The sequence below is a fragment of the Hongsoonwoonella zoysiae genome (genome assembly GCF_013266695.1).
GTDB classification, from domain to species: domain Bacteria; phylum Pseudomonadota; class Alphaproteobacteria; order Rhizobiales; family Stappiaceae; genus Hongsoonwoonella; species Hongsoonwoonella zoysiae.
In genome coordinates this window covers 98,540-124,055 of sequence record NZ_JABRXF010000003.1, presented here as the reverse complement: position 1 = coordinate 124,055, position 25,516 = coordinate 98,540, and the positions used below count along the sequence as shown (strand labels likewise).

17 protein-coding genes are annotated in these 25,516 nt (G+C 62.2%); 14 read left to right on the top strand and 3 right to left on the bottom strand.

Going from position 1 to position 25,516, the window contains the following annotated elements; genetic code table 11:
• Positions 1-8: 8 nt before the first annotated feature.
• From HPQ64_RS16945 to HPQ64_RS16885, 13 genes are all read left to right on the top strand, one after another.
• A complete protein-coding gene (locus HPQ64_RS16945) occupies positions 9-674 on the top strand; it encodes a response regulator transcription factor (protein ID WP_172889765.1) in 666 nt (221 codons plus the stop codon).
• Positions 667-2,088: an ATP-binding protein gene (locus HPQ64_RS16940; protein ID WP_172889764.1), complete on the top strand. Its 1,422-nt coding sequence runs from the start codon at positions 667-669 to the stop codon at positions 2,086-2,088. The genes HPQ64_RS16945 and HPQ64_RS16940 overlap by 8 nt, the downstream gene beginning before the upstream one ends.
• Before the next feature lie 256 nt (positions 2,089-2,344).
• A complete protein-coding gene (locus tag HPQ64_RS16935; RefSeq protein ID WP_172889762.1) occupies positions 2,345-2,803 on the top strand; it encodes an RT0821/Lpp0805 family surface protein in 459 nt (152 codons plus the stop codon).
• A gap of 214 nt (positions 2,804-3,017) precedes the next feature.
• A complete protein-coding gene (locus HPQ64_RS16930) occupies positions 3,018-4,463 on the top strand; it encodes a hypothetical protein (RefSeq protein WP_172889760.1) in 1,446 nt (481 codons plus the stop codon).
• Between the two features lie 71 nt (positions 4,464-4,534).
• Positions 4,535-5,698: a c-type cytochrome biogenesis protein CcmI gene (gene ccmI / locus HPQ64_RS16925; RefSeq protein WP_172889758.1), complete on the top strand. Its 1,164-nt coding sequence runs from the start codon at positions 4,535-4,537 to the stop codon at positions 5,696-5,698.
• Positions 5,699-5,764: 66 nt separating this feature from the next.
• On the top strand, positions 5,765-6,211 hold the full coding sequence (gene ccmE, locus HPQ64_RS16920; RefSeq protein ID WP_172889756.1) for a cytochrome c maturation protein CcmE: 447 nt from the start codon (positions 5,765-5,767) through the stop codon (positions 6,209-6,211).
• Between the two features lie 66 nt (positions 6,212-6,277).
• Positions 6,278-8,254 carry a heme lyase CcmF/NrfE family subunit gene (locus HPQ64_RS16915; protein ID WP_172890387.1) on the top strand — a complete coding sequence of 659 codons (1,977 nt, stop codon included), beginning with the start codon at positions 6,278-6,280 and terminating at the stop codon, positions 8,252-8,254.
• A gap of 23 nt (positions 8,255-8,277) precedes the next feature.
• Positions 8,278-8,766: a cytochrome c-type biogenesis protein gene (locus tag HPQ64_RS16910; RefSeq protein ID WP_172889754.1), complete on the top strand. Its 489-nt coding sequence runs from the start codon at positions 8,278-8,280 to the stop codon at positions 8,764-8,766.
• A 106-nt stretch (positions 8,767-8,872) separates the two neighbouring features.
• Positions 8,873-10,117 carry a bifunctional alpha/beta hydrolase/OsmC family protein gene (locus tag HPQ64_RS16905; protein ID WP_172889753.1) on the top strand — a complete coding sequence of 415 codons (1,245 nt, stop codon included), beginning with the start codon at positions 8,873-8,875 and terminating at the stop codon, positions 10,115-10,117.
• 187 nt (positions 10,118-10,304) lie between these two features.
• Positions 10,305-11,837, top strand: a complete 1,533-nt coding sequence (locus HPQ64_RS16900; protein WP_172889751.1) for a Do family serine endopeptidase — start codon at positions 10,305-10,307, stop codon at positions 11,835-11,837.
• A 269-nt stretch (positions 11,838-12,106) separates the two neighbouring features.
• Complete coding sequence (locus HPQ64_RS16895) at positions 12,107-12,787, top strand: response regulator transcription factor (protein ID WP_172889749.1); 681 nt, start codon at positions 12,107-12,109, stop codon at positions 12,785-12,787.
• Positions 12,771-14,192 carry an ATP-binding protein gene (locus HPQ64_RS16890; protein WP_172889747.1) on the top strand — a complete coding sequence of 474 codons (1,422 nt, stop codon included), beginning with the start codon at positions 12,771-12,773 and terminating at the stop codon, positions 14,190-14,192. Before HPQ64_RS16895 ends, HPQ64_RS16890 begins: the two co-directional genes overlap by 17 nt.
• Positions 14,182-17,121, top strand: a complete 2,940-nt coding sequence (locus HPQ64_RS16885; protein ID WP_172889745.1) for a bifunctional [glutamine synthetase] adenylyltransferase/[glutamine synthetase]-adenylyl-L-tyrosine phosphorylase — start codon at positions 14,182-14,184, stop codon at positions 17,119-17,121. Before HPQ64_RS16890 ends, HPQ64_RS16885 begins: the two co-directional genes overlap by 11 nt.
• Before the next feature lie 89 nt (positions 17,122-17,210).
• Here HPQ64_RS16885 and HPQ64_RS16880 read toward each other — a convergent pair whose 3' ends face one another.
• The 3 genes from HPQ64_RS16880 to HPQ64_RS16870 all read right to left on the bottom strand — a co-directional run bounded on the left by HPQ64_RS16880 (position 17,211) and on the right by HPQ64_RS16870 (position 23,365).
• Positions 17,211-19,577 (bottom strand): ATP-binding protein, encoded by a 2,367-nt coding sequence (locus HPQ64_RS16880; RefSeq protein ID WP_172889743.1) that lies wholly within the window; start codon positions 19,575-19,577, stop codon positions 17,211-17,213.
• A gap of 188 nt (positions 19,578-19,765) precedes the next feature.
• Positions 19,766-22,411, bottom strand: a complete 2,646-nt coding sequence (gene pepN, locus HPQ64_RS16875; RefSeq protein WP_172889741.1) for an aminopeptidase N — start codon at positions 22,409-22,411, stop codon at positions 19,766-19,768.
• A gap of 132 nt (positions 22,412-22,543) precedes the next feature.
• Positions 22,544-23,365, bottom strand: coding sequence for an alpha/beta hydrolase (locus tag HPQ64_RS16870; RefSeq protein WP_172889739.1), 822 nt, complete (start codon positions 23,363-23,365; stop codon positions 22,544-22,546).
• A 169-nt stretch (positions 23,366-23,534) separates the two neighbouring features.
• On the opposite strand from HPQ64_RS16870, the gene HPQ64_RS16865 reads away from it, so the two are divergent.
• Positions 23,535-25,439: an adenylate/guanylate cyclase domain-containing protein gene (locus HPQ64_RS16865; protein ID WP_172889737.1), complete on the top strand. Its 1,905-nt coding sequence runs from the start codon at positions 23,535-23,537 to the stop codon at positions 25,437-25,439.
• The last annotated feature ends 77 nt before the right edge of the window (positions 25,440-25,516 follow it).

The window sequence follows — 25,516 nt, the reverse complement described above, 5'->3', positions numbered from 1 at the left end:
TAGAATTCATGCGCATTCTCGTTGTCGAAGACGATCTCGACCTCAATCGCCAGCTTTGCGAGGCGCTGAGCGAGGCGGGCTATGTGGTCGATCATGCCGAGGACGGCGAGGAGGGGCATTTCCTTGGCGACACCGAACCTTATGACGCGGTGATCCTCGACCTCGGGCTGCCCGTACTCGACGGCCTGAGCGTGCTGGAAAACTGGCGGCGCGACGGAAAGACGATGCCCGTGCTGATCCTGACCGCGCGCGACAGGTGGTCCGACAAGGTGGCGGGTATCGACGCCGGCGCCGACGACTATGTTGCCAAGCCCTTCCACATGGAAGAGGTGTTGGCGCGTGTGCGGGCGCTGGTACGCAGGGCCGCGGGCCACGCTTCCAACGAAATTATCTGCGGGCCGCTGCGCCTCGATATCAAGGCAGGAAAGCTGACCAAGGATGGGGCGTCGATCAAGCTCACCTCGCACGAATACCGGCTGATTTCCTACCTCATGCACCAGAAGGGGCGCGTCGTCTCCCGCACCGAACTGATCGAGCACCTTTACGATCAGGATTTCGACCGCGATTCCAACACGATCGAGGTTTTCGTCGGGCGTTTGAGGAAGAAGCTCGGCGGCGATCTGATCGAAACGGTGCGCGGGCTCGGTTACCGGCTCGGCAGCGAAGATGGCTGAAGACGCGCTGCCTGAGGATGTCCGGAAGACGGCTGCCCCCAAACCGAGGCAACGCTCCCTTTCCGGCAGGCTGATCGGGGTTGCGACCATCTGGTCTGTGGTCGCGATCGCCGTTGCCGGCTTCATTCTCGTGACCCTTTACCGGCAGGCGAGCGAAAACGCGTTCGACGAGCGGCTCGACGTCTATGTGAAGGCGATAATCGGCGATATGGCGGGCGGGGAACCGGGAAAGCCGACGCGGCCCGACAACCTGGGCGAACCGCGCTTCGACCTGCCCGTTTCCGGCTGGTACTGGACGATCGTGGACGACAGGGAGGGGTCTGTCGTCTTTGCTTCGCTGTCGCTGTTCGGAGATACGCTGGAGCTGCCTTCGCTGCCTGCTTCCGGAGAGATGACGAGCGTGGCGAACGGCCCGGACGGCGAGGAAATCCGTATCGTTCAGCGGCGTATCGCCTTTGGCGACAACGAAGTCTACCGGATCGCCGTGGCGGGCGCGACCAACGAACTGCGCGAACAGACGGCCGAATTCGCCGGCCAGGTGGCGCTGACGCTCGCGGTCCTCGGGCTTGGGCTCGTCGGCGCGATATTCCTGCAGGTGCGGGTGGGCCTCAGGCCGTTGCGCGATCTGAGAAGCTCGCTCGCAAACGTCAGGAACGGCGATGCGGAAGCGGTGGAGGAAGACCTGCCCAAGGAACTTGCGCCGCTTGCGATCGAACTGAACGACCTCATCCGCTCCAACCGGGAGATCGTGGAGCGCGCGCGCACGCATGTCGGCAATCTCGCCCATGCGCTGAAGACGCCCTTGAGCGTCATTACCAACGAGGCGCGCGGCAGCGACGGCCCGTTCGCGACCAAGATGGCCGAACAGGCCGCCATCATGCGCACCCAGGTCGAGCATCATCTGGAGCGCGCGCGCATGGCCGCGCAGCGCCGCGTGATCGGCGTCTCCGTGGAAATAGAGCCGGCGGTGGCGCGCCTTGCGAGGGCTATGGCGAAAATCCACGCGGACAAGGACCTCGATATCGACGTCGACGCGCCGAAGGGGCTCCGCTTTCGCGGCGAACAGCAGGACCTGGAGGAACTTGTCGGCAACCTGCTCGACAATGCCTGCAAGTGGTCGGTTTCTCTCGTTCGCGTGACCGTCAAGCCCGACAGGGTAGGGGGCGAGGGCCGCGAGCGTGTCGAGATCGAGGTTGCCGACGACGGGCCGGGCCTGAGCGAGGACGAACGCAAGGAAGCCGTCAAGCGGGGCAGGCGGCTCGACGAGACGGTGCCGGGCACGGGGCTCGGCCTTTCCATCGTCGCGGATATCGCGCGAATCTACGGCGGATCGCTGGAACTTGGCGTTTCGGACCTTGGCGGATTGTCCGCGCGGCTGATTCTTCCGATGGCCCAGGCCACAGCGAGGATTTAACGTTTGGCGGCGTAGCAGGCCAGAATCGCTCCTGAACATGGCGCATTTGCACGATGGCGCTGCAAATCGTCAAAACCTTACCAAGGCCTAGCCTTCTCCTTCGGAGCGACGCAGTTCAGCCACAAACTTGTGAGAAGCGAAACTTGCATCGCGCCTCTATTTCTGGTCTCTCAATCGGCCGGGCGCACTTTTGCGGAAGTATGTGATGCTGGGGTGCTTACTTCGATTCCTCCCGGAATCAAGCCAGGGTCGTGAAATGAACCGGACGAAACCTGTTGTCGCCTGTTTGCTCCTCGGCTTGCTCGCGGCATGTTCAAGCTCGCATGGAACGGGAAGCTCCACCAACGACAGCGTTGTCGTGGGAGGATTGCTGGGCAATGCCTTTCGCGAAGAGCCGGTGACCCAAAACGATGCCGACAGGGTGCTTGCCGACCTTGTCAAGACCGAGACGGGCGGCGCGTTGACGGGAACCGACCGCCAGGCGGCGGCGACCGCGCTTTACCGGGCGCTCAGCGCCAGCACGCCCGGAAAGACGATCGCCTGGGAGAACCGGTCCTCCGGCGCTTCGGGAGACGTGATCGCCGGCCCGGTCTACCAGGTGAATAATGTCATCTGCCGCGACTACACGCATGTGGTCAGGATCGGCGAGCGGGAAGACGCTGTGCGCGGATCTGCCTGCCGCGAGGATGGCGGCCGCTGGCAACCCATAGTTTAACCTGCCCCCTGGCGCATCCGAAGAAACTCCGGACTTGAGACGCGGTGACATCAAGCCGGTTTGCGGGGAATTGTGGTTGCGGTTCGAAGGTTTGATTAAGCTTTTTTGGCCACAATGACGCCCCTGGAGCAATGCCGGCGCGGGCAATACGGCCCGTAAGCCTCAGCGTCAGCTGTGACCGGCGATCGAATTCGAAGCAATCGGGCATATTCGCATGGCAGAGCGATCCGTTCTGGTTCAGAAGATCCGCACATACCTGGAGGCCCTTTCGCCCCGGGCGGTGGACATGCTCGTGCGCAATCTGGAGCAAAGCTGCGCGAAGGGAAACGAGGACAAGACCGTCCGTCTGATCCTGGACGCCTGCCTGGAGCTTCTGCGCTCCGACAAGGAGGCCGTGAGCGGGGAACCGCGCGCCAACTGGCTGCAGCGGCTGTTCTTTCGTCCGGTCGAGGCGCTGTTGATCGACGAGCTTCTGCCGCACAAACAAAAGGGCAGGATCAACCGCTCCAGCCTCAACGGCATATGGACGCTGGTGGAGCGCGACCTTGCCCCCGACGCGGTAAGCGAAGCCCAGGCGCAGGTCCTGCGAGAAGAAACAGGCGAGGCAGAGGCGGCGACAATCGCCGGAAGGCTCCGCGACAGGGTGACGCCTGAGATCAGAAAGTTTCTCCGCGACACGACGGAAAATCCGAAGTTCCGGCGCCAGATGGCCATGATCGTCGGGGGCGACAGGGCATTTCAGGATCTGACCGACCTGGTGGAAGCCTTCGAGGCGGAAGCCTGGCTCATGCCGTTTTTCGAAGCGCTGCCGGAGAGGCTTAGCGACTGGGATTGCAAGGGCGACGGGCCGACGGCAAAACGCGTGCGCGAGGTGATGAAGGAAAATGCCGCCCAGGCGGCGCTTGTCGCTTCCGCCGTCCTGAGCCGCACCGACAACCCCGCGAGCCTTGCGACGCTGGCCTGCGGCCTTGCCGGGACAAACGATGAAAAGCTGCTGGCGGATAGCGCATATTCCGCCTTCATCGACATGGTTCTTTCCGAAACCGAACGCCTGCACATAATGGCGAGAAAACCTTCCGCCGACGCTGGCGCGGCATCCGCGGTTTCGCGTTATCGCGAGGTCGTGCGCCAGCTTGAGCGCGATATGGAGTTCGCAAGCGGCGGTGCGTGGCACAAGCGCCTTTCGGAAACGCGGCGGCAGTTTTCCGACCTCGTCAAAAGCGAGCTGGATACCGCCGTCTCGCGCGTGCGCCGGGCCCTGGAAATTCCGCCCCTTGGCGGTGACGGAAAGCCGGTCGTGGACCGTGCGGCCGTCGAGGACGCGATGCGGTCTCTTGAAACCCTGCAGATGATGCGCGGCGCGGCAGAGAGCTTCGCCGTGGTCGAAGTGACCATGCGAACGCGCCAGGCCGTGGAGCAGACGCTGGAGATCATGACGCGCCGTCTCTTGTCGGATGTGGCGAAAGTGGCTGAAGAGGAAAGGCCGGTTCATATTGCCGCAGCAGATGTGGCGATCGAGCTGTGCGAGAGCTATTTCGGCAAGGACTATGCCGATTCGCTGCGCCGCAGCCGGCGGATCGCCGCCAATGGCGGAGAGGTGAAATCTGGACCGGCGGCGAAGCCTGCGATAAAGAAGGCGGGGAAGGCCCCGGCTGTCTGACAGCCGCGACCGCAGGTCACAGGCCGTGATCTGTTGCGAACAACGGCGCGACACTATCTATTCTGTCAATCATGATCATCTGGATTGTCTTTGCCATCCTGACCGCGTTCGCGGCCCTTTCCATTCTCGTGCCGATGGCACGGGCCCGCGCGGGTGATGGCGAGCGGGCATCGCACGACGCTGAGGTCTATCGCGCGCAGCTTGGCGAGATCGACAAGGACCTTGAACGCGGCCTCATCGATGAAGAATCGGCGCAGGCCGCGCGTACCGAAATCGCCCGCCGGCTGATCGCCGCCGCAAAACCTCCCGAAGGCGGCGAAAAGGGCCGACCCGGGTCGGGGCTGCCCCTCCGCCTTGCGCAGCTTGCCGCGATTGTGTTCGTGCCGCTTGCCGCGATCGGGCTCTACCTCGAACTCGGCGCGCCGAACCTGCCGGACCAGCCGCTGGCGGAACGCCTTGCCGCAAGGCCGACCCAACAAGACCTGCCGCTTCTGATCGCTCGGGTGGAAAAGCATCTTTCAGACAATCCGCAGGACGGGCAGGGCTGGGATGTGCTGGCCCCGGTCTATATGCGCATGGGCCGGACATCCGATGCCGCCGCCGCCTATCGGAACGCGATTCGCATCCTTGGGCCGACCGTCGACCGGCAGTCGAACCTCGGTGAAGCGCTGACCATGGCCAATCAGGGCATTGTGAGCGCCGATGCGCGCGCAGCTTTCGAACGCGCCGTCGAAATCGACGAGAGGGCGATCAAGCCGAGGTTCTTCCTTGCTTTGGCGCTTGGCCAGGAGGGAAAGAACGACGAGGCAGCCGCGGCGTGGAAATCGATCCTTGACGAAGCGCAAGGCAATGAGCCCTGGGTTCCGGCAGCATTGGCGGAGCTTGAGAAGGTCGGCGGCGAACCTCCGCAGAGGTTTGCCCGCTCCGGACCTTCGGCAGGCGACGTCGCGGCCGCAAGCCAGATGTCGGAAGCCGACCGGGCGCAGATGATCGAAGGCATGGTGGCCGGTCTTGAAGAGCGATTGCGCTCCGAAGGTGGAGACGCCGAGGAATGGGTGCGCCTGATCCGCGCGTATACCGTGCTCGGGCGGCAGGACAAGGCGATGGAAACTTTTGAACTTGCAGCGGCGTCGTTCGAGGACGATCCGGCGGCGCTGGACAAACTGAAGGCGGCCCGACAGGCGCTTGAAACCGACCCCGATGAAGGCGGCGAAGAACCAACGCAATCGAACTGAGGAGTTTCGTCGCCAGCCTCTGCGAAATATCCGCTTACCATGGCGGCGTGAACGGAAACCGAAACAATGACGCGCAAACAAAGACGCCTTACCCTGATCGCTTCCGCCGGCGCCGTGCTGGCGGTTGCCGCCGGCTTGATCCTCTTCGCCCTCAACGATCAGATCGTCTTCTTCCAGAGCCCGACGGACATTGCGGCGAAAACCGTGCCCGAGGGAAGCCGGATCAGGCTCGGCGGGCTTGTCGAGGATGGAACGGTCGTGAAGGGCGACCATGGGGAAGTGCGCTTCAGTGTAACCGATACGGAGGCGAGCGTTCCGGTGATCTATATCGGGCTCTTGCCCGATCTCTTTCGCGAGGGGCAGGGCGTTGTGGCGGAAGGTGTGATGAAGCCCGATGGTGTGTTTCACGCCGACAAGGTGCTTGCCAAGCACGATGAGAACTATATGCCAAAGGAAGTGGCGGAGGCGCTGAAGGACAAGGGCGTCTGGCAGGGCGACAAAAAGGCCAATTGAGGATGTTGGCCGAGTGCCGGCCGATGGGGAGTGGCAGATGGTGAGTGGCGCGGGGCGATGATGGCGATGACCGTGGAATTCGGGCACTACGCCCTGGTGCTGGCCCTCGTTTTGTCGCTGGTGCAGTCTTGCCTGCCCATATACGGCGCGTTGAAGGGCGATCGGCGGCTGATGGCCGTGGCAGGTCCTGTCTCGGGCATGCTGTTCCTTCTGGTCGGCCTGTCCTTCGCAGCGCTGACGAGCGCGTATCTTTCCTCCGATTTTTCCGTCCAGAACGTTTACGAAAACTCCCATTCCCTGAAACCGCTGATCTACAAGATCACCGGCGTGTGGGGAAACCATGAAGGATCCATGCTCCTTTGGGTGCTGATCCTCGTTTTCTTCGCAGCCCTTGTGTCGGCTTTCGGGCGCAGCATCCCGGATACCCTGCGCGCGGCATCGCTTGGCGTGCAAGGGTGGGTGAGCGCCGCTTTCCTCCTGTTCATCCTCGCGACGTCGAACCCGTTCCTGCGGCTGCAGCCGGCGCCGGCGGAGGGGCAGGACCTCAATCCGATCCTCCAGGATATCGGTCTGGCGATCCATCCGCCGCTCCTTTATCTCGGCTACGTCGGCTTTTCGATCACCTTCTCCTTCGCGGTGGCGGCTCTGATACTCGGGCGGATCGACGCGGCCTGGGCGCGCTGGGTCAGGCCCTGGGCGCTGCTTGCCTGGCTGTTCCTGACGCTCGGCATCGCCATGGGCTCCTACTGGGCCTATTACGAGCTCGGCTGGGGTGGCTGGTGGTTCTGGGACCCGGTGGAAAACGCCTCCTTCATGCCGTGGCTTGCGGGAACCGCGCTGCTGCATTCCGCACTCGTCATGGAAAAGCGCAATGCGCTGAAGGTCTGGACGATCCTGCTTGCGATCCTCACCTTTTCGCTGTCGCTGCTCGGCACGTTCCTCGTGCGGTCGGGCGTGCTGACGAGCGTGCATGCCTTCGCCACCGATCCGGCGCGCGGTGTGTTCATTCTCGCGATACTATGCGTCTTCATCGGAGGATCGTTGACGCTTTACGCCTGGCGCGCGCCCATGTTGAAGCAAGGCGGGCTGTTTGCGCCCGTCAGCCGGGAGGGCGCGCTTGTCCTCAACAACCTGCTGCTGACGGCAGCCTGCGCGGCCGTATTCGTCGGCACGCTTTATCCGCTGGCGCTGGAAGCGATCGCCAATGAAAAGATCTCCGTCGGTCCGCCGTTCTTCAACCTGACCTTCGGCCCGCTCATGATCCCGCTTCTGATTGCGGTTCCCTTCGGCCCGTATCTTTCCTGGAAGCGAGGAGACCTGCTGGCGGTTGCGCAGCGGCTTTGGGCGGCTTTCGGGATCGCGATCATTGCCATGCTTGCGGCTGCATGGCTGTCCGGGGCGGAGCGTATTCTCGCCGCTCCCGCTGTCGGTCTGGCCGTGTGGGTGATCGCCGGGTCGATATCCGAAATCCTGTCGCGCGCGAGGTTTCGCGATGTCGGTATCGGCACCGGCATAAGCCGGCTTGCCGGCCTGCCGCGCTCCGCCTGGGGAACCGCGCTCGGCCATATGGGGCTTGGAATCACCGCGCTCGGCATTGTCGTCACCAGCGCGTTTGAGGTGGAGGCGATACGTTCGGTCCAGCCGGAAGACCGTTTCGAGCTTTCCGGCTACGAGGTCGTCTTCAGGGGCGTCGCCCCGCGCCGCGGTGCAAATTTTACCGAGGATGTCGCCCATTTCGACATTTATTCTGGCGGAGCGAAAGTGACCGAACTGGAGCCCACCAAACGTCTCTATACGGCGCGGCAAATGCCGACGACGGAATCGGCGATCGCGACATTCGGCTTCTCGCAGCTTTATATTTCCATCGGCGAGGTTCGCGAGGACGGCGGGGTGGACCTGCGCGCCTACCACAAGCCGCTGATCACGCTGATCTGGCTCGGCACGCTCGTCATGGCGGCGGGCGGGGCGGTTTCGCTGAGCGACCGACGCCTGCGCGTCGGTGCGCCGAAACGGGCGCGGCAACAGCCTTCGCCAGCCGAATAGACGCCAGAAAGTTGGAACCGAAGATGGGAATACGTATTCCGGCCCTCCTACTTGGCGCATTGCTTGCCGTTTTCACGGCAAGCGACCTGAGGGCCGTGGAGCCGGACGAGGTACTGGACGATCCGAAGCTGGAAGAGCGCGCACGCGAGCTTTCGTCGGAACTGCGCTGCATGGTGTGTCAGAACCAGTCGATCGACGATTCCGATGCGCCTTTGGCCAAGGACCTGCGAATATTGGTCCGTGAAAGGCTGAAAGCGGGCGACAGCGACCAGCAAGTGCTGAATTACCTTGTCGACCGATACGGCGAATTCGTCCTTCTCAAGCCAAGGTTCGCACTCCACACCCTTTTCCTGTGGGGGGTGCCGCCGCTCGTTTTGCTCGGGGGTGGGCTTGCGATCTTTCTTGCCTGGAAGCGGCGCAAGCGCGACAGCGGGGGAGAGGCGAAGCAGGCGCCGCTGAGCGCGGACGAAGAACGCGAGTTGAAACGAATTCTCGACGATAGCGCACCCTGACCGGGACTTGCGCCGTTCACCAAACGGTGAGCAGGGTTGCATCGCAACCACCGAGTGACGTTCCTATCTGCGCTTGGATCGTTGAGTTGGCGCGAAAGGAAACGCTATGAGCGCGAAGCCCATCAGACTGACCTTCGAAGGTGCGCATGGCGCGGAACTGGCAGCAAGGCTCGACCTGCCGACAGGAACGGTAGAGGCGTATGCGCTGTTCGCACATTGCTTCACCTGCTCGAAGGACGTGACGGCGGCCAGAAAGATTGCCGAGGCGCTCACCCGGCGCGGCATCGCGGTGCTGCGGTTCGACTTTACCGGCCTTGGCGGTTCGGGTGGCGATTTCGGATCGACGAATTTCTCCTCCAACCTTGAGGACTTGCGCCGGGCGGCCAACCATATGCGCGAAAATCTGGAAGCGCCGAAGCTTCTGATCGGCCATTCGCTCGGCGGGGCGGCGATGCTTGCCGTTGCGGCCGATATTCCCGAGGCAAAGGCGGTCGCGACCATCGGCGCACCGGCGGAAGCCGACCACGTTACCCATAATTTCTCGGCGCATCTCGATGAGATCGAACAGAGCGGCGCGGCAACGGTTTCGCTCGTCGGACGGGACTTCCGCATCGAGAAACAGTTCATAGAGGATTTGCGTTCTCAGGACGTCGAGGCCCGGGTTTCGCAACTCAAAAAGGCGCTCCTCGTGCTGCATGCGCCGCTCGACGATGTGGTAGGCATCGATAATGCGACGAAGATATTCGTCGCCGCAAAGCACCCCAAAAGCTTCGTTTCGCTAGACAATGCGGATCACCTTTTGAGCAATCAGCAGGATGCCGCCTATGCCGCGGATGTCATCGCGGCCTGGGCGAGCCGCTACATCGAGCTGAAAGACAGCGCGGGCGAGGCAGCGGAGGATGGCGTGGTCGAGGTGCGCGAAACGGGGCTCGGCAAATTCCAGGCGATGGTGCAGGCGGGTCCGCACAGGCTTCTGGCCGACGAGCCCGTCTCGGTCGGCGGTTTTGCCTCGGGTCCATCGCCTTATGATTTCCTTTCGGCGGCACTCGGCGCCTGCACCTCCATGACGCTGCGCATGTATGCGGAGCGCAAGAACCTCCCGCTCGACCGGGTTTCGGTCGAAATCGGCCATGCCAAGGTGCATGCCCAGGATTGCAGCGATTGTGCGGAGGAACTGCGGGGCCGCAACGGCAAGATCGACAGATTCGAGCGCCGAATTGCACTTGAGGGCGATCTGGACGCCGACACGCGCAAGCGGCTTCTGGAAATCGCCGATAAATGCCCGGTTCACAGAACCCTGGAAGCCGGGGTGGCGGTGATCACGAAGGAAGTGCAGCCGAAGCGGAACTGAAACCAAAGGGTCGTCCGCCCACATTACGAAAGTTTAATCGGCCCGACAGGCGCCTGTAAGGCGGCCTCATCCATATCAGGTTCATCCGATGCGGCTTTGCCCCCGCGAAGGCGCGTCGGGCGAAAGATTTCCTGATCCGACCTCTTGGAAGAGAGCCGAATTCAAACGCCTGTTGGAGAACCGGACCATGACAATTGCGAATTCCAATGCCGCGAAAACCCTGAAGAAGCGCCGTACATCGCTGCTGGCCGGGGCGGTGATCCTCGGCGCGGCGGGCGCCATGAGCATCCAGACCGTGATTCCGGAAGGGCTCGCCCTTGCCGATCCTGTGCGCGTCGACGCGCCGGCGCCGGCGAATTTCGCCGAGGTCGTCAAGGCGGTCCAGCCCGCCGTCGTCAGCGTCCGCGTGCGGTCCGAGGCCCGCACGCAGACGATGGCGCTCGACGGCTTCAACGGCTTCGACGGAATGCCGGGCCTAGAAGATCTGCCCGACGACCACCCGCTGAAACGCTTCTTCCGCCGCTTCGGTGGCGAGGAGCAGCAAAAGCGCGCACCGCGCCGCGAGCGCCAGTCCCAGGGCTCGGGCTTCTTCATCTCCGATGATGGCTACCTCGTGACCAACCAGCATGTCGTCGACAACGGTTCCGAGTTCACGGTTGTAATGGATGACGGAACGGAATTCGACGCACGGCTGATCGGCGCGGACGACCGCACGGACCTTGCTCTTCTCAAGGTCGATGCGGAGCGCAAGTTCGAATACGTCGAATTCGCCGAAGAGGCGCCGCAAGTCGGCGAGTGGGTGGTTGCAATCGGCAATCCGTTCGGCCTCGGCGGCACGGTGACAGCGGGCATCGTTTCCGCGCGTGGGCGCGACATCGGCGCCGGCCCCTACGACGACTTCATCCAGATCGACGCGCCCGTGAACCGGGGCAACTCCGGCGGTCCGGCCTTCAACGTGAAGGGCCAGGTGATCGGCGTGAACGCGGCGATCTTCTCGCCTTCGGGCGGCAATGTGGGGATCGCCTTCGCCATCCCGTCCTCGACGGCGAAGAACATCATCGTCGACCTGAAGGACGATGGCACCGTGGTGCGCGGCTGGCTTGGCGTGCATATCCAGCCGGTGTCGGAGGATATCGCCGAAAGCATCGGCCTTGACAAGGCGAGCGGCGCCATCGTCGCGGACGCCCAGGACGACAGCCCGGCGAAAAAGGCGGGCATCAAAAGCGGCGACACGATCCTGAAGGTCGACGGCAAGACGGTCGAAGGACCGCGTGAGCTTGCCAAGATGATCGCCGAATACGCGCCCGATACCGAGGTCGACGTGACTATCTGGCGCGACGGGGAAGAAAAGAACATCTCCGTAACGCTCGGCCGCCTTGCCGAGCCCGAGAAGTTGGCGGATGCCGCCAAGCCGACGGGCGAGAAGACGGCCGTTGTCGAAAGCCTCGGTGTCGAGCTTGCTTCGGCCAAGGCCGTTGGCGTCGGCGAGGAAGGGGTTGTCGTGACGGACATCGTCCCGGACGGCGCCGCTGCCGAAAAAGGCCTCAAGACCGGCGACGTGATCCTTGAGGTTGCCGGATCGACGGTGAATACGCCGGGCGAGGTCGCGGAAGCGGTCGTCGCTGCCTCGGAGAAAGGCCGGAAAGCGGTGTTGCTGAGGGTCAAGAGCGACGAGACGGTGCGCTTCGTCGCGCTGCCTGTCGACAAGTCCCGAGGCTAACTTGCAAGTGGCGGATCCGGGTCGCCCCTGGCCCGGGACCGCCACCGAGCCAGGTTGTTGACATCTGTCGCCCCGAAACAACCGGCTCAACCGGCGGCGGATCGGACCGCTGCCGGTATTTTACGTTCCGGCTTGCGGGGCCGCATCATGAAATCACAAGGTTTCATGGCAAGAAAGCGGGCCAGAGCCTGAAATCTGCGGCATATTCTTGATTTACGGAGCGAATTGCGCTTCGTGTGAATATGCTCTGTCAACCAGCGAGCAGACGCATGCGTATCCTGATCATCGAAGACGACCGCGAGGCCGCGGCCTATCTGGTCAAGGCGCTGAAAGAGGCGGGCCATGTGGTGGACCATGCCGCCGATGGAGAGGAGGGCTACGATCTTGCCCTCGACACCGGTTACGACGTGCTTGTCGTCGACCGCATGCTGCCGAAACGCGACGGACTTTCCATTGTCTCCGAGCTTCGCGAACGCGACAACCATACGCCCGTTCTGATCCTCTCGGCCCTAAGCCAGGTCGACGACCGGGTCAAGGGCCTCCGGGCAGGCGGCGACGACTATCTGCCCAAACCCTATGCCTTCTCCGAACTTCTTGCCCGCGTCGAGGCGTTGGGCCGCAGGCCAAGGCAGGCGGGGCTGGAGACAAGCTACAGCGTCGGCGGGCTGACGCTCGACCGCCTCAGCCACACGGTGCGCCGCGAAGGGCAGGAAATTCCACTGCAGCCGCGTGAATTCAAGCTGCTTGAGTATCTCATGCAGCACGCCGGCCAGGTCGTCACGCGGACCATGCTGCTTGAAAACGTCTGGGAATATCACTTCGATCCGCAGACCAATGTGATCGACGTGCATATTTCGCGGTTAAGATCCAAGATCGACAAGGAGTTCGACAAGCCGCTGCTTCACACGATACGCGGGGCGGGATACTCGATACGTGACGGCGCTGGGTAAACTTTTTCGCACGACGGCGATCAAGCTGGCGGTGATGTACCTTGGCGTGCTCACCGCCGCCTCGGCGGTGCTGCTGGTTTATGTGTCCCAGCAAACGGCAAGCGTGATGCGCGACCAGATCGTGGAAACGGTCGACGCCGAGATTACCGGACTTTCGGACCAGTACAGGATCGGCGGTATCCGCCGCCTCGTCGCCGCTGTGGACGCGCGATCCCGCCAGCCGGGCGCCAGCCTTTATCTCGTCACCGACTTCGCCGGCAATTCGCTCGCGGGCAACATCCAGCAGCTTTCCTCCTCCGTACTCGCGGAAGCCGACGGCCAGATCCAGCGCGTGCGTTATACGCGCTTCGAAAACGAGAAATCCTACGAGGCGCTGGTGCGGGTGTTCGGGTTGACCGGCGGATACCGGATTCTCGTCGGCCGGGACCTTGCCGAGCAGCAGTATTTCCGGGGCGTATTGGCGGAATCTTTGCGTTACTGGCTGATCGTCGTGGTGCTGCTCGGGCTTCTCACCTGGGTTTTCGTCAGCCGCCGGGTGCTCAAGCGCATCGACGCCATGGCGGCGACAAGCCGGCGCATCATGAAAGGCGACCTGAACGAGCGCCTGCCGGTCGACGGCAGCGGCGATGAGTTCGACCGTCTGGCAACAAGCCTCAATGAGATGCTGGAGCGCATCGAGGCGCTGCTCTACGGACTGAAGGACGTTTCCGACAATATTGCGCACGATCTGAAGACGCCGCTGACGCGCATGCGTAACCGTGTGGAAAGCGCGCTTCGCGAGAGCGCGGATGAAGACGGTGCCGGTGCAAGACAGGCGCTCGAAGCGACGATCGAGGATTGCGACTATCTGATCCGCACTTTCAATGCGCTGTTACGGATCGCACGTGTCGAGGCGGGTTCCTCCGACGCGGAGATGCACGACGTGGACCTGAAAGCGCTGGCGGGCGAGATTGCCGAACTTTACGAGCCTCTGGCGGAAGACGAAGGCGCGACGCTTGCACTTGGCCCCCTGCAGGGCCTTACGGTCAGGGGAAACCGGGAGCTTCTCGCCCAGGCTCTGGTCAACCTCACCGAAAATGCGCTCAAATACGGCAAGGACCAAGAGACGGGGATTGCCAGCATCACGATCGGCATGGAAGAAGACAATGGCGAAGCATGCCTTTACGTGAAGGACAAGGGAAGCGGTATTGCCGAAGCAGACCGCGACCGCGCCGCCAGGCGCTTCGTGCGGCTGGAGACAAGCCGTTCCGAACCGGGTTCCGGCCTCGGTCTTTCCCTCGTGCAGGCAGTGACGCGCCTGCACCACGGGAAGCTGGAGCTCATAGACGGTGAACCGGGTCTCAAGGCCGTGTTGCGATTGCCGCTCAAGGACGGCGTATCGGGGGTGAAGGAAGATGAGGGATGAAAGCGCGGAACCGGCACGAGGAGCGGGGAGCCTTGCCGATCGCCTGACCATGATCCCGCCCGCTCGCGACATGGAGAAAGGCGACCTCCTGTTCGCGGGTGCTCCGCTGATTGAGGCTGCTCCCGAAAAGACCCGCAAGTTCCTGGCCGGCGTCTTTACCAATGCACCCTACCTGCGCGATATAGGTCTTGCCGATGAGGAACGGCTGCTGGCGATCCTCGACAGCGATCCGCTTGTGCGCACCGACAAGCTGATCGAAAGCGCCAGGGGATTGAGGAGCGAGAGCGAAGCGGAACTCATGTCGGAGTTGCGCAAGCTCAAGAAGGAACTTGCGCTGACGCTGGCGCTTGCCGATATCGGCGGCGCGATCTCGCTTGACGATGTTACCGGAGGGTTGAGCCGCTTTTCCGATGCCGCGCTCGATGCCGCCATCCGCTTTTGCCTCGACGAGTTGACACGACGGGGAAAATTCGCCCCGAAGGATCCGGAAAAGCCTGAAGCGGACAGCGGCTTCATCGTATTGGCCATGGGCAAATACGGCGCCTTCGAGCTTAATTATTCTTCCGATATCGATCTGATCGCGCTTTACGATCCGGACAAGGCGCCGCTTGCGGGAAATGCCGAGGCGCCGGTGGAATTCGTCCGTCTGGCGAAACGTGTGGTCAAGATCCTGAGCGAACGCACGGGCGACGGTTATGTCTTCCGCACCGATTTGAGGCTGAGGCCCGATCCCGGTGCAACGCCGCTTGCCATGGCGATTCCGGCCGCGCTCGTCTACTACGAGAGCATGGGGCAGAACTGGGAGCGCGCCGCACTCATCAAGGCGCGCGCCTGCGCGGGCGACATTCGGGCGGGCGAAGCGTTCTTGCGGGAGATTTCACCCTTTATCTGGCGCAAGTATCTGGATTACGCGGCGATCTCCGACGTCCATTCCATCAAGCGACAAATCCACGCGCAGAAGGGGCACGGGCGCATCGCCGTTGCCGGCCACAATGTGAAGCTCGGCCGGGGCGGCATTCGCGAGGTGGAATTTTTCGCGCAGACGCAGCAGCTCATCGCCGGCGGGCGCATTCCGGACCTTCGCGGAAAGCGGACGCTGGATACGCTCGCGAAACTCGCGGAGCTCGGCTGGATCGAGGAGGCGGCGCGCGCCGAACTGGAGGAGGCGTATGTTTTCCTGCGCGCCGTCGAACATCGCATCCAGATGGTGAACGACGAACAGACACATACGCTGCCCTCCGACGATGCGGGCCTTGCGCGAATCGCCGCGCTGATGGGCCATGAGGACGTTTCCGCCTTCAAGGATGCGGTCAGAGCCCGGCTCGTCGTCGTACAGGGGCACTATGCGGCTCTGTTCGAGGATGAGCCGGAACTTGCCTCCGACCTCGGCAACCTCGTCTTTACCGGCGACGATGATGACCCCGGCACGCTGGAGACGCTGTCCCGCCTCGGCTTCAAACGCCCTCAGGACGCCTGCCGTATCATAAAATCCTGGCATTTCGGCCGCTATCCCGCCGTGCGATCCACCAAGGCGCGCGAGCGGTTGACGGAGCTCCATCCGCTGCTGATCGACGCTCTGGCCCGCACCGATAACGCCGATCAGGCGCTGATCGCCTTTGACGGGTTTTTATCGAAGCTGCCGGCGGGCGTTCAGCTTTTTTCGCTCCTGCGCTCCAACCCGCAGCTTTTGAACCTGCTGGCAACGGTGATGGGGGCGGCACCGCGGCTGGCGCAAGTCGTCTCGCGCCGGGTGCATGTGCTCGATGCCGTGCTCGATCCGGCGTTTTTCGATGCGATGCCGCGTGCCGCCGAGTTCCGGGCGGGCCTTGAACGAACGCTTGGCCTGGCACGGTTTTACGAGGATGCGCTCGATCGTGCGCGTATCTTCGCGCAGGAACAGCAGTTCCTGATCGGCCTGCGGCTTTTGTCGGACACGCTGAACGCTCTGCAGGTCGGCCATGCGCAGGCACGGCTTGCAGAGGTGGTCGTGCAGATGCTGATGGAGCGGGTTGTCGAACATGTGGCCGAAACCCATGGCAAGCTCAAGGGCGGCGATTATGCGGTTGTCGCCATGGGCAAGCTCGGCGGGCGCGAAATGACGGCTTCGTCCGACCTCGACCTCATGCTGCTCTACGATTTCGAAGAAGGTGTCGAAAAGACCGACGGCCAGCGCCCGCTGGAGCCGGGCCCATATTATATCCGTTTGACGCAGCGCCTTGTCACCGCGCTTTCCGCTCCCACGGCGGAAGGATTGCTCTATGACGTCGATTTCCGGTTAAGGCCATCCGGCAATGCCGGGCCGCTGGCAACGCGGCTTTCAGCCTTTGAGGACTATCAGGCGAACCGAGCCTGGACGTGGGAGCATATGGCGCTCACGCGCGCCCGGGTGATTGCGGCATCGAGCGATCGAATTCAGGCAAAGATCGAGAAATCGATCTGCGACACGCTCTGCAAGCCGCGCGACGTGGCGACCGTTGCCCGCGAGGTCGCCGGCATGCGCGCGCGCATCGAGAAGGAAAAAGGGTCGAAAGACATCTGGGATCTGAAGCAGGTGGCCGGCGGGCTCGTCGATATCGAGTTCGTCGCCCAGTACCTGCAGCTCGTTCACGCGGCCGCTTATCCCGACATGCTGAACCAGACGACGGAAACCGCCCTTGGCAAGGCAGCGGAAGCAGGCGTGCTCGACCCTGGCGACGCCGAAGTGCTGGTGCCGGCGATCCGCATGTATCATGCGCTGACGCAGGTGCTCAGGCTTGCGGTTGAAGGGCCTTTCAAGCGTGAAGAAGCCCCGCGCGGCGTGATAGACCTTCTCGTGCGGGCGAGCGGCGAACCCGATTTTGCCCGGCTTGAGGCGAAGCTCGCCGACATGCAGGCGAGCGTGCGTTCAACGTTTGAAAAAATCGTCGGCCCCGTGCGCGTTCAGGATTGATTTTCGGCGCCTGAGTTGGCCGCTTGCGGGTTTCTCTCCCGGAGATCCATTTCTCCGCCGCTTGTCGAAGGAAACAGCCTGCCGCAGGCTCAGACTTCCGCGGGTTCCGCTGCCGATTGACCATCCGCCGACGACGGGCCGGAAACGGGAAGGCTCAGGTGAACCCGGGTGCCGACACCTTCCTCCGACTGGATATCCATCCTGCCGCCGTGAAGTTCCGTCAGCGAGCGGGCGATGGCCAGGCCAAGGCCGGAACCCTTGTGCGTCTTCGTGAACTGATTTTCCACCTGGACGAACGGCTGGGCGAGCATCGGCACGTGCTCGCGCGCAATCCCGATACCGGTGTCGGTGACGACGACATCGACGGTATCTCCGCCGCGTGTCGCCTCGATGGAAACCGTGCCGCCGTCCTGCGTGAACTTGACGCCGTTCGCCATCAGATTGATCAGGATCTGCTTGAGGGCGCGACGGTCGCCGGAAAGCATCAGGTCATCGTTGGCCTTCGCCTCGACGATGATGTGCTTTTCCTTCGCCGTCGGCGTGACGATGCGCGTCACTTCCTCGACGATCTGGCCGAGGTCGACCTCCTCGCTCTTCAGCTCCATGCGTCCGGCTTCGATCTTCGACATGTCGAGAATGTCGTTAATCACGTTAAGGAGGTAGCGGCCGCTTTCGTGAATGTCGCGGCAATATTCCTGATATTTCTCGGAACCGAGCTTGCCGAACATTTCCTGGTTCATGATTTCCGAGAAGCCAATGATCGCATTGAGCGGCGTGCGAAGTTCATGGGAGATATTGGCCAGAAACTCCGACTTCGCCTTGTTGGCCTCTTCGGCGCGGGTCTTTTCTTCGGAGTATTTCTCGGCGAGTTCGACGAGCTGCTGGGCCTGAACCTCGAGCTTCTGGCGCGATTGGCGAAGGTCCGCGATCGTCGCGATCTGGCGCCTTTCGCTTTCCATCAGTTTTTCTTCGTGACGCTTCAGCGCGGTGATATCGGTGCCGACCGAGACGAACCCGCCGTCCTTGGTCCGACGCTCGGAGATCTGCAGCCAACGGCCGTCTTCAAGCTGGGCTTCGTAGCTGGAGGATGCCTCGCTCACGCTCGCGCCGATCGCGCTTGTGTTGACCACGGGCTGACGGGCCGTTGCCATGACCTGCGAGTAGGGTGTACCCGTGCGGATGAGGCTGGGCGGAAGGTCGTGCAGCGTCTGATAGTTGGAATTGCACATGACCAGGCGGTTTTCGGAATCCCAAAGCACGAAGGCTTCGGAAATGGTCTCGATCGCATCGCGCAGGCGCAGGTCGGCGGTGCGGCTCTCCTCCGCCAGCTTCTTTTGCTCCGTAACGTCGATGCAGATGCCGATCAGATGCGGTTCCGCAAGACCGGGCTCCGTCTGCACCTCCGCCCGCGCTCGCAGCCAGACCCAGTTGCCGTTGGCATGGCGCATGCGGAACATGCGGTCCACCGTGGTCTCGCCGGTCTCAAGCAGCGTTTCCGCTAGCTCATAGAAATCGATGTCATCGGGATGGGCGATCGCGGTGATCTCTGCGAAACCGAGTATATCGTCGCGCGGCTCCTGGCCGAGCATTTCATAAAGAGATGCCGACCAGAAAATCCGCCCGCGCGAAAGGTCCCAGTCGAAAAGGCCGCATCGCCCGCGATTGAGCGCGGCGTCGATGCGCCCGCGCGTCGCCGCATAGATCTGATCGGCCTGTTCGGCGCGCGTTGCCTGGGAGAAGAAGGCGTAGATCAACACGATGAGAACGGCGGCGGTGCCGACGAAGAGGGTAACATTCGCCGAAACGTCGGCCCGCCAGTCCGCGAATACGGCCTGCTGCGGCTGGAGAACGGCCACCATGCCGAGGCGGCCGTCCAGATGATGGACCGTGGCAAAGGCGGCATCCTCCCGCCCTTCGTGAATCGTGAGAACGCCCGCCCGCTCGCCAAAAACGGTCAGAGGTTGGCCGGCGCCGAGCAGGCCGGTCAGCGGGCGGCCCTCCATGCCAGGCCGGATCGGAGCGCTGGCGACGATGGTGCCGTCGGCGTCGGCGACATATATCTGCCGCCCACCGCTGGTTGCGCGCGGCGGCAGATTATCGGCGAGCGCCGTTTGCAAGGCTGTCGCGAAGCCGATTTCCGGAAGCTCGTTTTCGGCAAGCGCCAGCCGAGCGGAAAGCGACGTCGCGATCATTGACAGTTCATCGCGCGCGCGGGTGTCGATTTCCTGATGGTCATAGGAAATCGAAAGCGCCCTGTAGATGGCGAGCGATGCAATGAAGAAGACCGAAAGTGCCGGAATGAGCCTGCGGAAGAACGGCTCCGACGCCAGGAGGCGATGATATGCCGGTTGAGCCAGAAGGCGTATGTGCCCCGTCAGCGAGGTCGCGCCTTTCTGCCTTCTTATAAAGTCCGCGAATCGGCGCGCGGACGCGTTGGCAATATATGCCCGCGCCATCCCCTTGGCCCCCAAAGTCTTGATTTCCGCCGATGATTCGATACACGCCGCTCGTTCGAATCATTCTCATTTGAATCTTATTCGAAGAGTCTGTCCAGTCCCTCGAAGGAAAATTTTGGTTAATGAAGCGTTAAATTTACGCGTTGTAGTGCGGTAGTATTTGCGCGGCCAAACGTATGTCTCTTCCTTTATTGAAGCGATCTTTCTGCTATATCTTTGACGTCTCGGGAAAGATTAGGCTTTTCCGTAACGCGGCGAAGCGCATTTTCCGCAAGAATACGACGTGTTGCCTCTAAGGCACGCCATGATCGAAAAGCGGAAAGGAGCCGTGCCGCTACCTGCGGATTCTTGTCGTCAAGCGCAAGAACGGTATCGGCGACGAAGTTGAAGCCTGCCCCGTCGATCCGGTTGAACTGCGTCTGATTGCCTGTGGCGAACGCACCGACGAGTGCTCTCAAACGGTTCGGATTGGCGAAGGAGAAGGCCGGATGGGCGGTCAGCGCCTTCACCTTGTCGAGCGTGTCCGGATGGCCCGCGGTTGCTTGAACGGTGAGCCATTTGTCGATCGCAAGCGGGTGGGTGCCATGGCGCTCGTAATAGGACGCGAGCGCTTCGTCCGCACCTTCAAGACGGGCATGGACAAGCTGGGTCAGCCCCGCAAGCCGGTCGGTCATATTGTCCGCGTCACGGAAATGGGCGCGCACGCGCTCGGCTTCTCCTTCGATGCCCGAATGCGCAAGATATTCCAGAAGTGTGTTTCGGAACGCGCGCATTCCGGCCGAGGCTGCATCCGGCCGGTAGGGGCCGTCGATGCTCAGGCTGTCGTAGATGCGAGCAAAACTCGTACCGTTTTCTTGTGCGACAGCCTTGCGGAGGTGATCGCGCGCGGATGCCACCGCATCCGGATCGACGTTGGAGCCGATCTCGCGAGCGATGTCGGCTTCCGAGGGCAATTGCAACGCCAGCGCGCGAAACGCGGGGTCGAGGCTTTCATCCTCCGCAACGGCGCCAAGTGCATGGATCAGAAGATCGTCCACCTCTATCGTGCTGTCCTTGACCGCCGCATTGGTGCCGGTGACCAGCGACGACAGCGCCACGCTCTGCAGCGCCTGCCAGCGGTTGAAGGGGTCGCCGTCCTTGCCGGCAAGAAACAGGTAGTCTTCCTCCGAAAGGTCGCTTTCCAGGATTACGGGTGCGGAAAACCCTCTGAAGAGCGAAGGTATCGGCCGCTCGCCAATGCCTGAAAACGTCACAGTGTGTTCGGGCGCCTGGAGTTTCAGGACATCCCCCTTCGCTTCGGCCCCGGATATTGCCTCGTACGCCAGGTCCGAGCCGTCCTTGCCGACGAGGGCGAAGCGGACGGGAATAGTCATCGGCTTCTTGTCGGACTGGCGTGGCGTCGGCGGTATGGACTGGTTGAAGGAAAGGGTGAAAACCTTTGCCTCGGCATCATAGTGCGATTTCACGGCGACCGTAGGCGTGCCGGCCTGTTCGTACCAAAGAGCGAATTGTTCGAGATCCTCGCCGGACGCGGTTCTGAAGCATTCGAGGAAGGCCTCGACTGTCGTCGCCTCGCCGTCGTGACGTTCGAAAAACAGGTCCATGCCGGCCCGGAATGCCCGATCGCCCAGAAGCGTCTTGAGCATGCGAACGACTTCGGCACCCTTTTCATAGACGGTGGCGGTATAGAAGTTGTTGATCTCCTGGTAGAAGCGCGGCCTTACGGGATGGGCGAGGGGGCCCGCATCTTCCGGGAATTGGTGCGATTTCAAAAGGCGGACGTCGCTTATGCGTTTGACCGGCCTTGAACGCTCGTCGGCCGAAAATTCCTGATCGCGGAAAACTGTGAGGCCCTCCTTCAGGCAAAGCTGGAACCAGTCGCGGCAGGTGATCCGGTTGCCCGTCCAGTTGTGGAAGTATTCATGCGCGATCACCGCCTCGATGTTGGCGTAGTCCTGATCGGTCGCGGTATCGGGATCGGCAAGGATGTATTTGTCGTTGAAGATGTTGAGACCCTTGTTCTCCATCGCGCCCATGTTGAAGTCGGAAACGGCGACGATGTTGAACACGTCGAGATCGTATTCGCGGCCAAAGGCCTGTTCGTCCCAACGCATGGAGCGCTTCAGCGAGTCCAGAGCCCAGCCGCACTGCCCCTCGTTGCCGTGTTCCACATAGATGCCAAGCTCCACCCGCCGTCCGGAAGCGGTGGTGAATTCTCCCGGCACACGGGCAAGGTCGCCCGCCACGAGTGCGAATAGATAGGAAGGCTTGGGATGCGGGTCGTGCCAGATGGCGAAGTGCCGATCGGTCCCCTCGATCTCGCCAGCTTCGACAAGATTGCCGTTGCCCAGGAGCACCGGCGCTTCCGCCTTGCGCGCCTCGATCCGCGTCGAATAAATGGCGAGCACATCGGGCCTGTCGAGGAAATAGGTGATGCGGCGGAAGCCTTCCGCTTCGCACTGGGTGCAGTAGGTGCCTTGCGAGCGATAAAGGCCCATCAGCTTTGTATTGGCGTCCGGGTCGAGCTCGGTCGAGATGTCGAGCACGAACGGCCCTGACGGGGGGGTGGAAATTTCCAGGCGGTCCGGGCTTGCCGAGTAATCCTGAAAGGTGAGGGCCGAGCCATCGAGCAGGAGGCCCGCAAGCTTCAGGCCGTCGCCGTCGAGCACAAGAGGCGTTCCGGGAGCGGTGTTATCGCTGCGCCGGATCGAAAGCCTTGCGCTGACGCGCGTCGCCTTGGGCGCGAGGCGAATATCAAGATCGACCCGGTCGATCGTGTAAGGGGCGGGCTGGTAGTCTTCGAGGCGAACACCGCCTGCGGTTTCAGTGCGCATTGTCTATTCCCTGTCGGCAGCTTCGGTTGCCGGATAATTCCTATTTCAATCTTTGAACGGCGCCGGGCGGACGGCATTGATCCGTCTCATTCGCCAAGCCGATTCGGCGAGAAAATTCCGATCCTCGAAGGTCTAAAGAAGCGCGACCAGCGATTTCGTCAGATCGCTTTCCGGCGAGGCGAGCGGGCCGATGATCGTGAAATGATTGTCCTCGCCTCGAACGTCGAGGTGCGCGGTCACGCCGCCACGGCCCCAGATGTCGACGATGACGCGCGATTGGCGAAGGTACTCCGACGATTCGGCCCCGCCCACGGCGGCGGTCAGCTTCGTGCCGCGCGGCGCAGACATGGCGATCGGCGAAAGTGCGATCGCCTCCGCCCGGTCCATTCCAAGTTTCTCGTTGATGGATGTTTCGATAAGGGGCTGAAGGTCGAACAGGCCGGATATGGCAAGGCCCGCAGGCACAAGAAGCGGCGGCAGCCCTCGTTTCGTCCAATCGGTTGCGAGCAGCGCCGCGGTCAGATGGCCACCCGCCGAATGGCCGTATGCGACGATGGGCTTTCTGTAACGCTCCCAGAGAGCGCCGACCAGACTGCGCATTTCCTCCAAAATGTCGCCGATCCGCACTTGCGGGCAAAGATCGTAATTGGCGACCGCAACGGGGAGCCCGTGTCCGAGAGGCCCGGCGGCCATATGCGAGAAGGACTTGTTATCGAATGCCTGCCAGTAACCGCCATGTATGAAAAGCGCGATGGCGGAAGCAGGCTCCACACCCCCTTCGGGAATGAAGAAATCGAATGTGGCGCGCGGGGATAGCTCATAGGAAATGTCGAGCTCGCCGCTCGCGGCGTCGCGAAATGCGGCTGCATCGCGCTGCCATCCGGCGATGATGCCCGGATGTTCGGGTACCCGGGCCCGGTTGTTGTATTCGCTCTCGTAGTCGAGACCGCTCATATCGCCCTCTTGTCGAATGCCTTCCTCCTCTTAATCCCGATGCAGAGCCCGAAACAACCCGCCATACGCGAAGCAATGTAAAAATCGGCTATGGCGAATGAAGTTGCCCGCATTGCTCGCGTTACGTCACAATTCGCATATATTGCGGCGAACGGAGGAATTCGCGCGCATGAAGAACAAACGGCCTCAGTCCGTAAGCGGCTTCAGGAGGGGAAATGCGGGCCGTTTGTCGCTTGCGGCAATCGTGGCGTCGGCATTCGGCGGGCTTGTTGCCGTTTCGATGTTGCTCGTTCTTTTTCTTGCCGTCATGGCGAATCGCGAAAACACTTTTTCGCTTCTCAACGACAAGACCGTTCTGATCGTCCGCTCGCTCAAGGACCGGGTGGAAAACCACCTGGAGCCGGTCGAATATTCCGTCTCAGCTCTCAAGCGCCTGTTTGAGGATGGAGATATTTCCGGGGCGGATTTCGCCCGCATGCGCCTTGCCTTGTCGGGCGCCATTCTCTCCAATCCGTCGATCGACGTTATCGTTTTCACGGATACGGAAGAAAACGAATCCGGTATCTATCAGGATGAGAATGGCAAGCTCTGGCCGTTCCAGCGCAATCCCGTGCCCGAGATTGCCCGACGCTACGTTCTGCCGACGGTAGAGCCTGGCTCGCCACCCACCTGGGGGCCGCTTCTCGATGTTCAGGGTCGCGTTTATGCGAATGTAACCGTGCCCTTGCTGCGCGACGGGAAGCTGGCGGGATATCTGACCGCTGCCGTTTCCACGGATGAGATTGGCAAGGCCGTGCGCGAACTCGATGAAGGCAGCGACGCCACCGTCTTCATCGTTACCGGCGGCGAAACCGTCATCTCCCATTCCGATATCATCGACCTGCAGGCCGGCAGGGACGATGAAATCGTTTTGCCGGTAACGATCTCGGAGCTTGCCGATCCGGTCTTGTCGCGCCTTGCCTCGACGCCGGTGATGAAGGATTTCAAGGCGGCGGAAAAGGCGGGGGTCGAGGTTCGCAGGATCGGCGACGGCCCGGAACAGTCGAATTACATAACCATGACGGCGACAATCACGGGCTACGGTCCGCAACCCTGGCTCGTCGGTGAATATGTGAAGTCGGCGAGTGTCTCGCGCGAGGTGCATCGCCTCAGAGGTTCGGCGGTGATCGGACTTGGAGCCGTGTTCCTTGCGTTTCTTGTTGCTGTATGGCTCGCCCGCAGGTCGGCTCGCCCGCTTCGCGAAATCGCCGCGCGTGCCCAGTATGTCGGCAAGCTTGAATTCGAGCATGTCAACGCGCTGCCGCGCAGCCGGATACGCGAACTCGATCAGGTATCCATGGCATTCAATGCCATGGTGTCTGGCCTTCGCGCGATGAACACCTACGTTCCGCGCTCTTTGTTCAACAAGCTCATGCGGCTCGGTTTCGAAGGTGCTTCCAAGGCGCGCGAAGCGGAATTGACCTTCGTATTCACGGATATCAGCGGCTTTACCTCGCTTTCCGAGAAAATGACGGCGACCGAAACGGCCGACGTGCTGAACTCGCACTTCGGCCTGCTCGTTGAAGCGGCGGAAGAGGAAGGCGGCACGGTCGACAAGTTCATCGGCGATGGCATGTTGGCGTTCTGGGGTGCCCCCGACGCGCGGCCGGATCACGCGCAGGCCGCGCTTCGCGCCTGCCTGAAAATGGCAAACGCCCAGCACAAGGCAAACCAGGAAGCGATGCGTCGCGGAAAGCCTGCACTGAGGCTGAGGATCGGCGTCCACACCGGCTCGGCGGTCGTAGGCAATGTCGGCGCGCTCGACCGATGGAACTACACCGTCGTCGGGGACGCGGTGAATACCTGCGAGCGACTTCAGTCGCTTGGCCGCACGGTGGTAACTGGGGACGATACGATCATCCTTGCCAGTGCCGACACCCTGGCGCGTATTCCCGGCATCACGGGCGTGGAGCCGGTCGGCGAGCAACACCTGCGCGGTCGCGAGGCGAATATCGAGGTTTGGCGCGTTCACTCAGACGCTTCCTGGCCGGCTGAAGGGCGCATTTTCGCGCCAGGACAACGCGGGGTGGCCTGACAGCTTCCGCCTGCCCCCGACGGAAGCTTGCGCCGGTGCCGGTCGGTAGCGCCATGGAATTCGGATTTAACCTATCG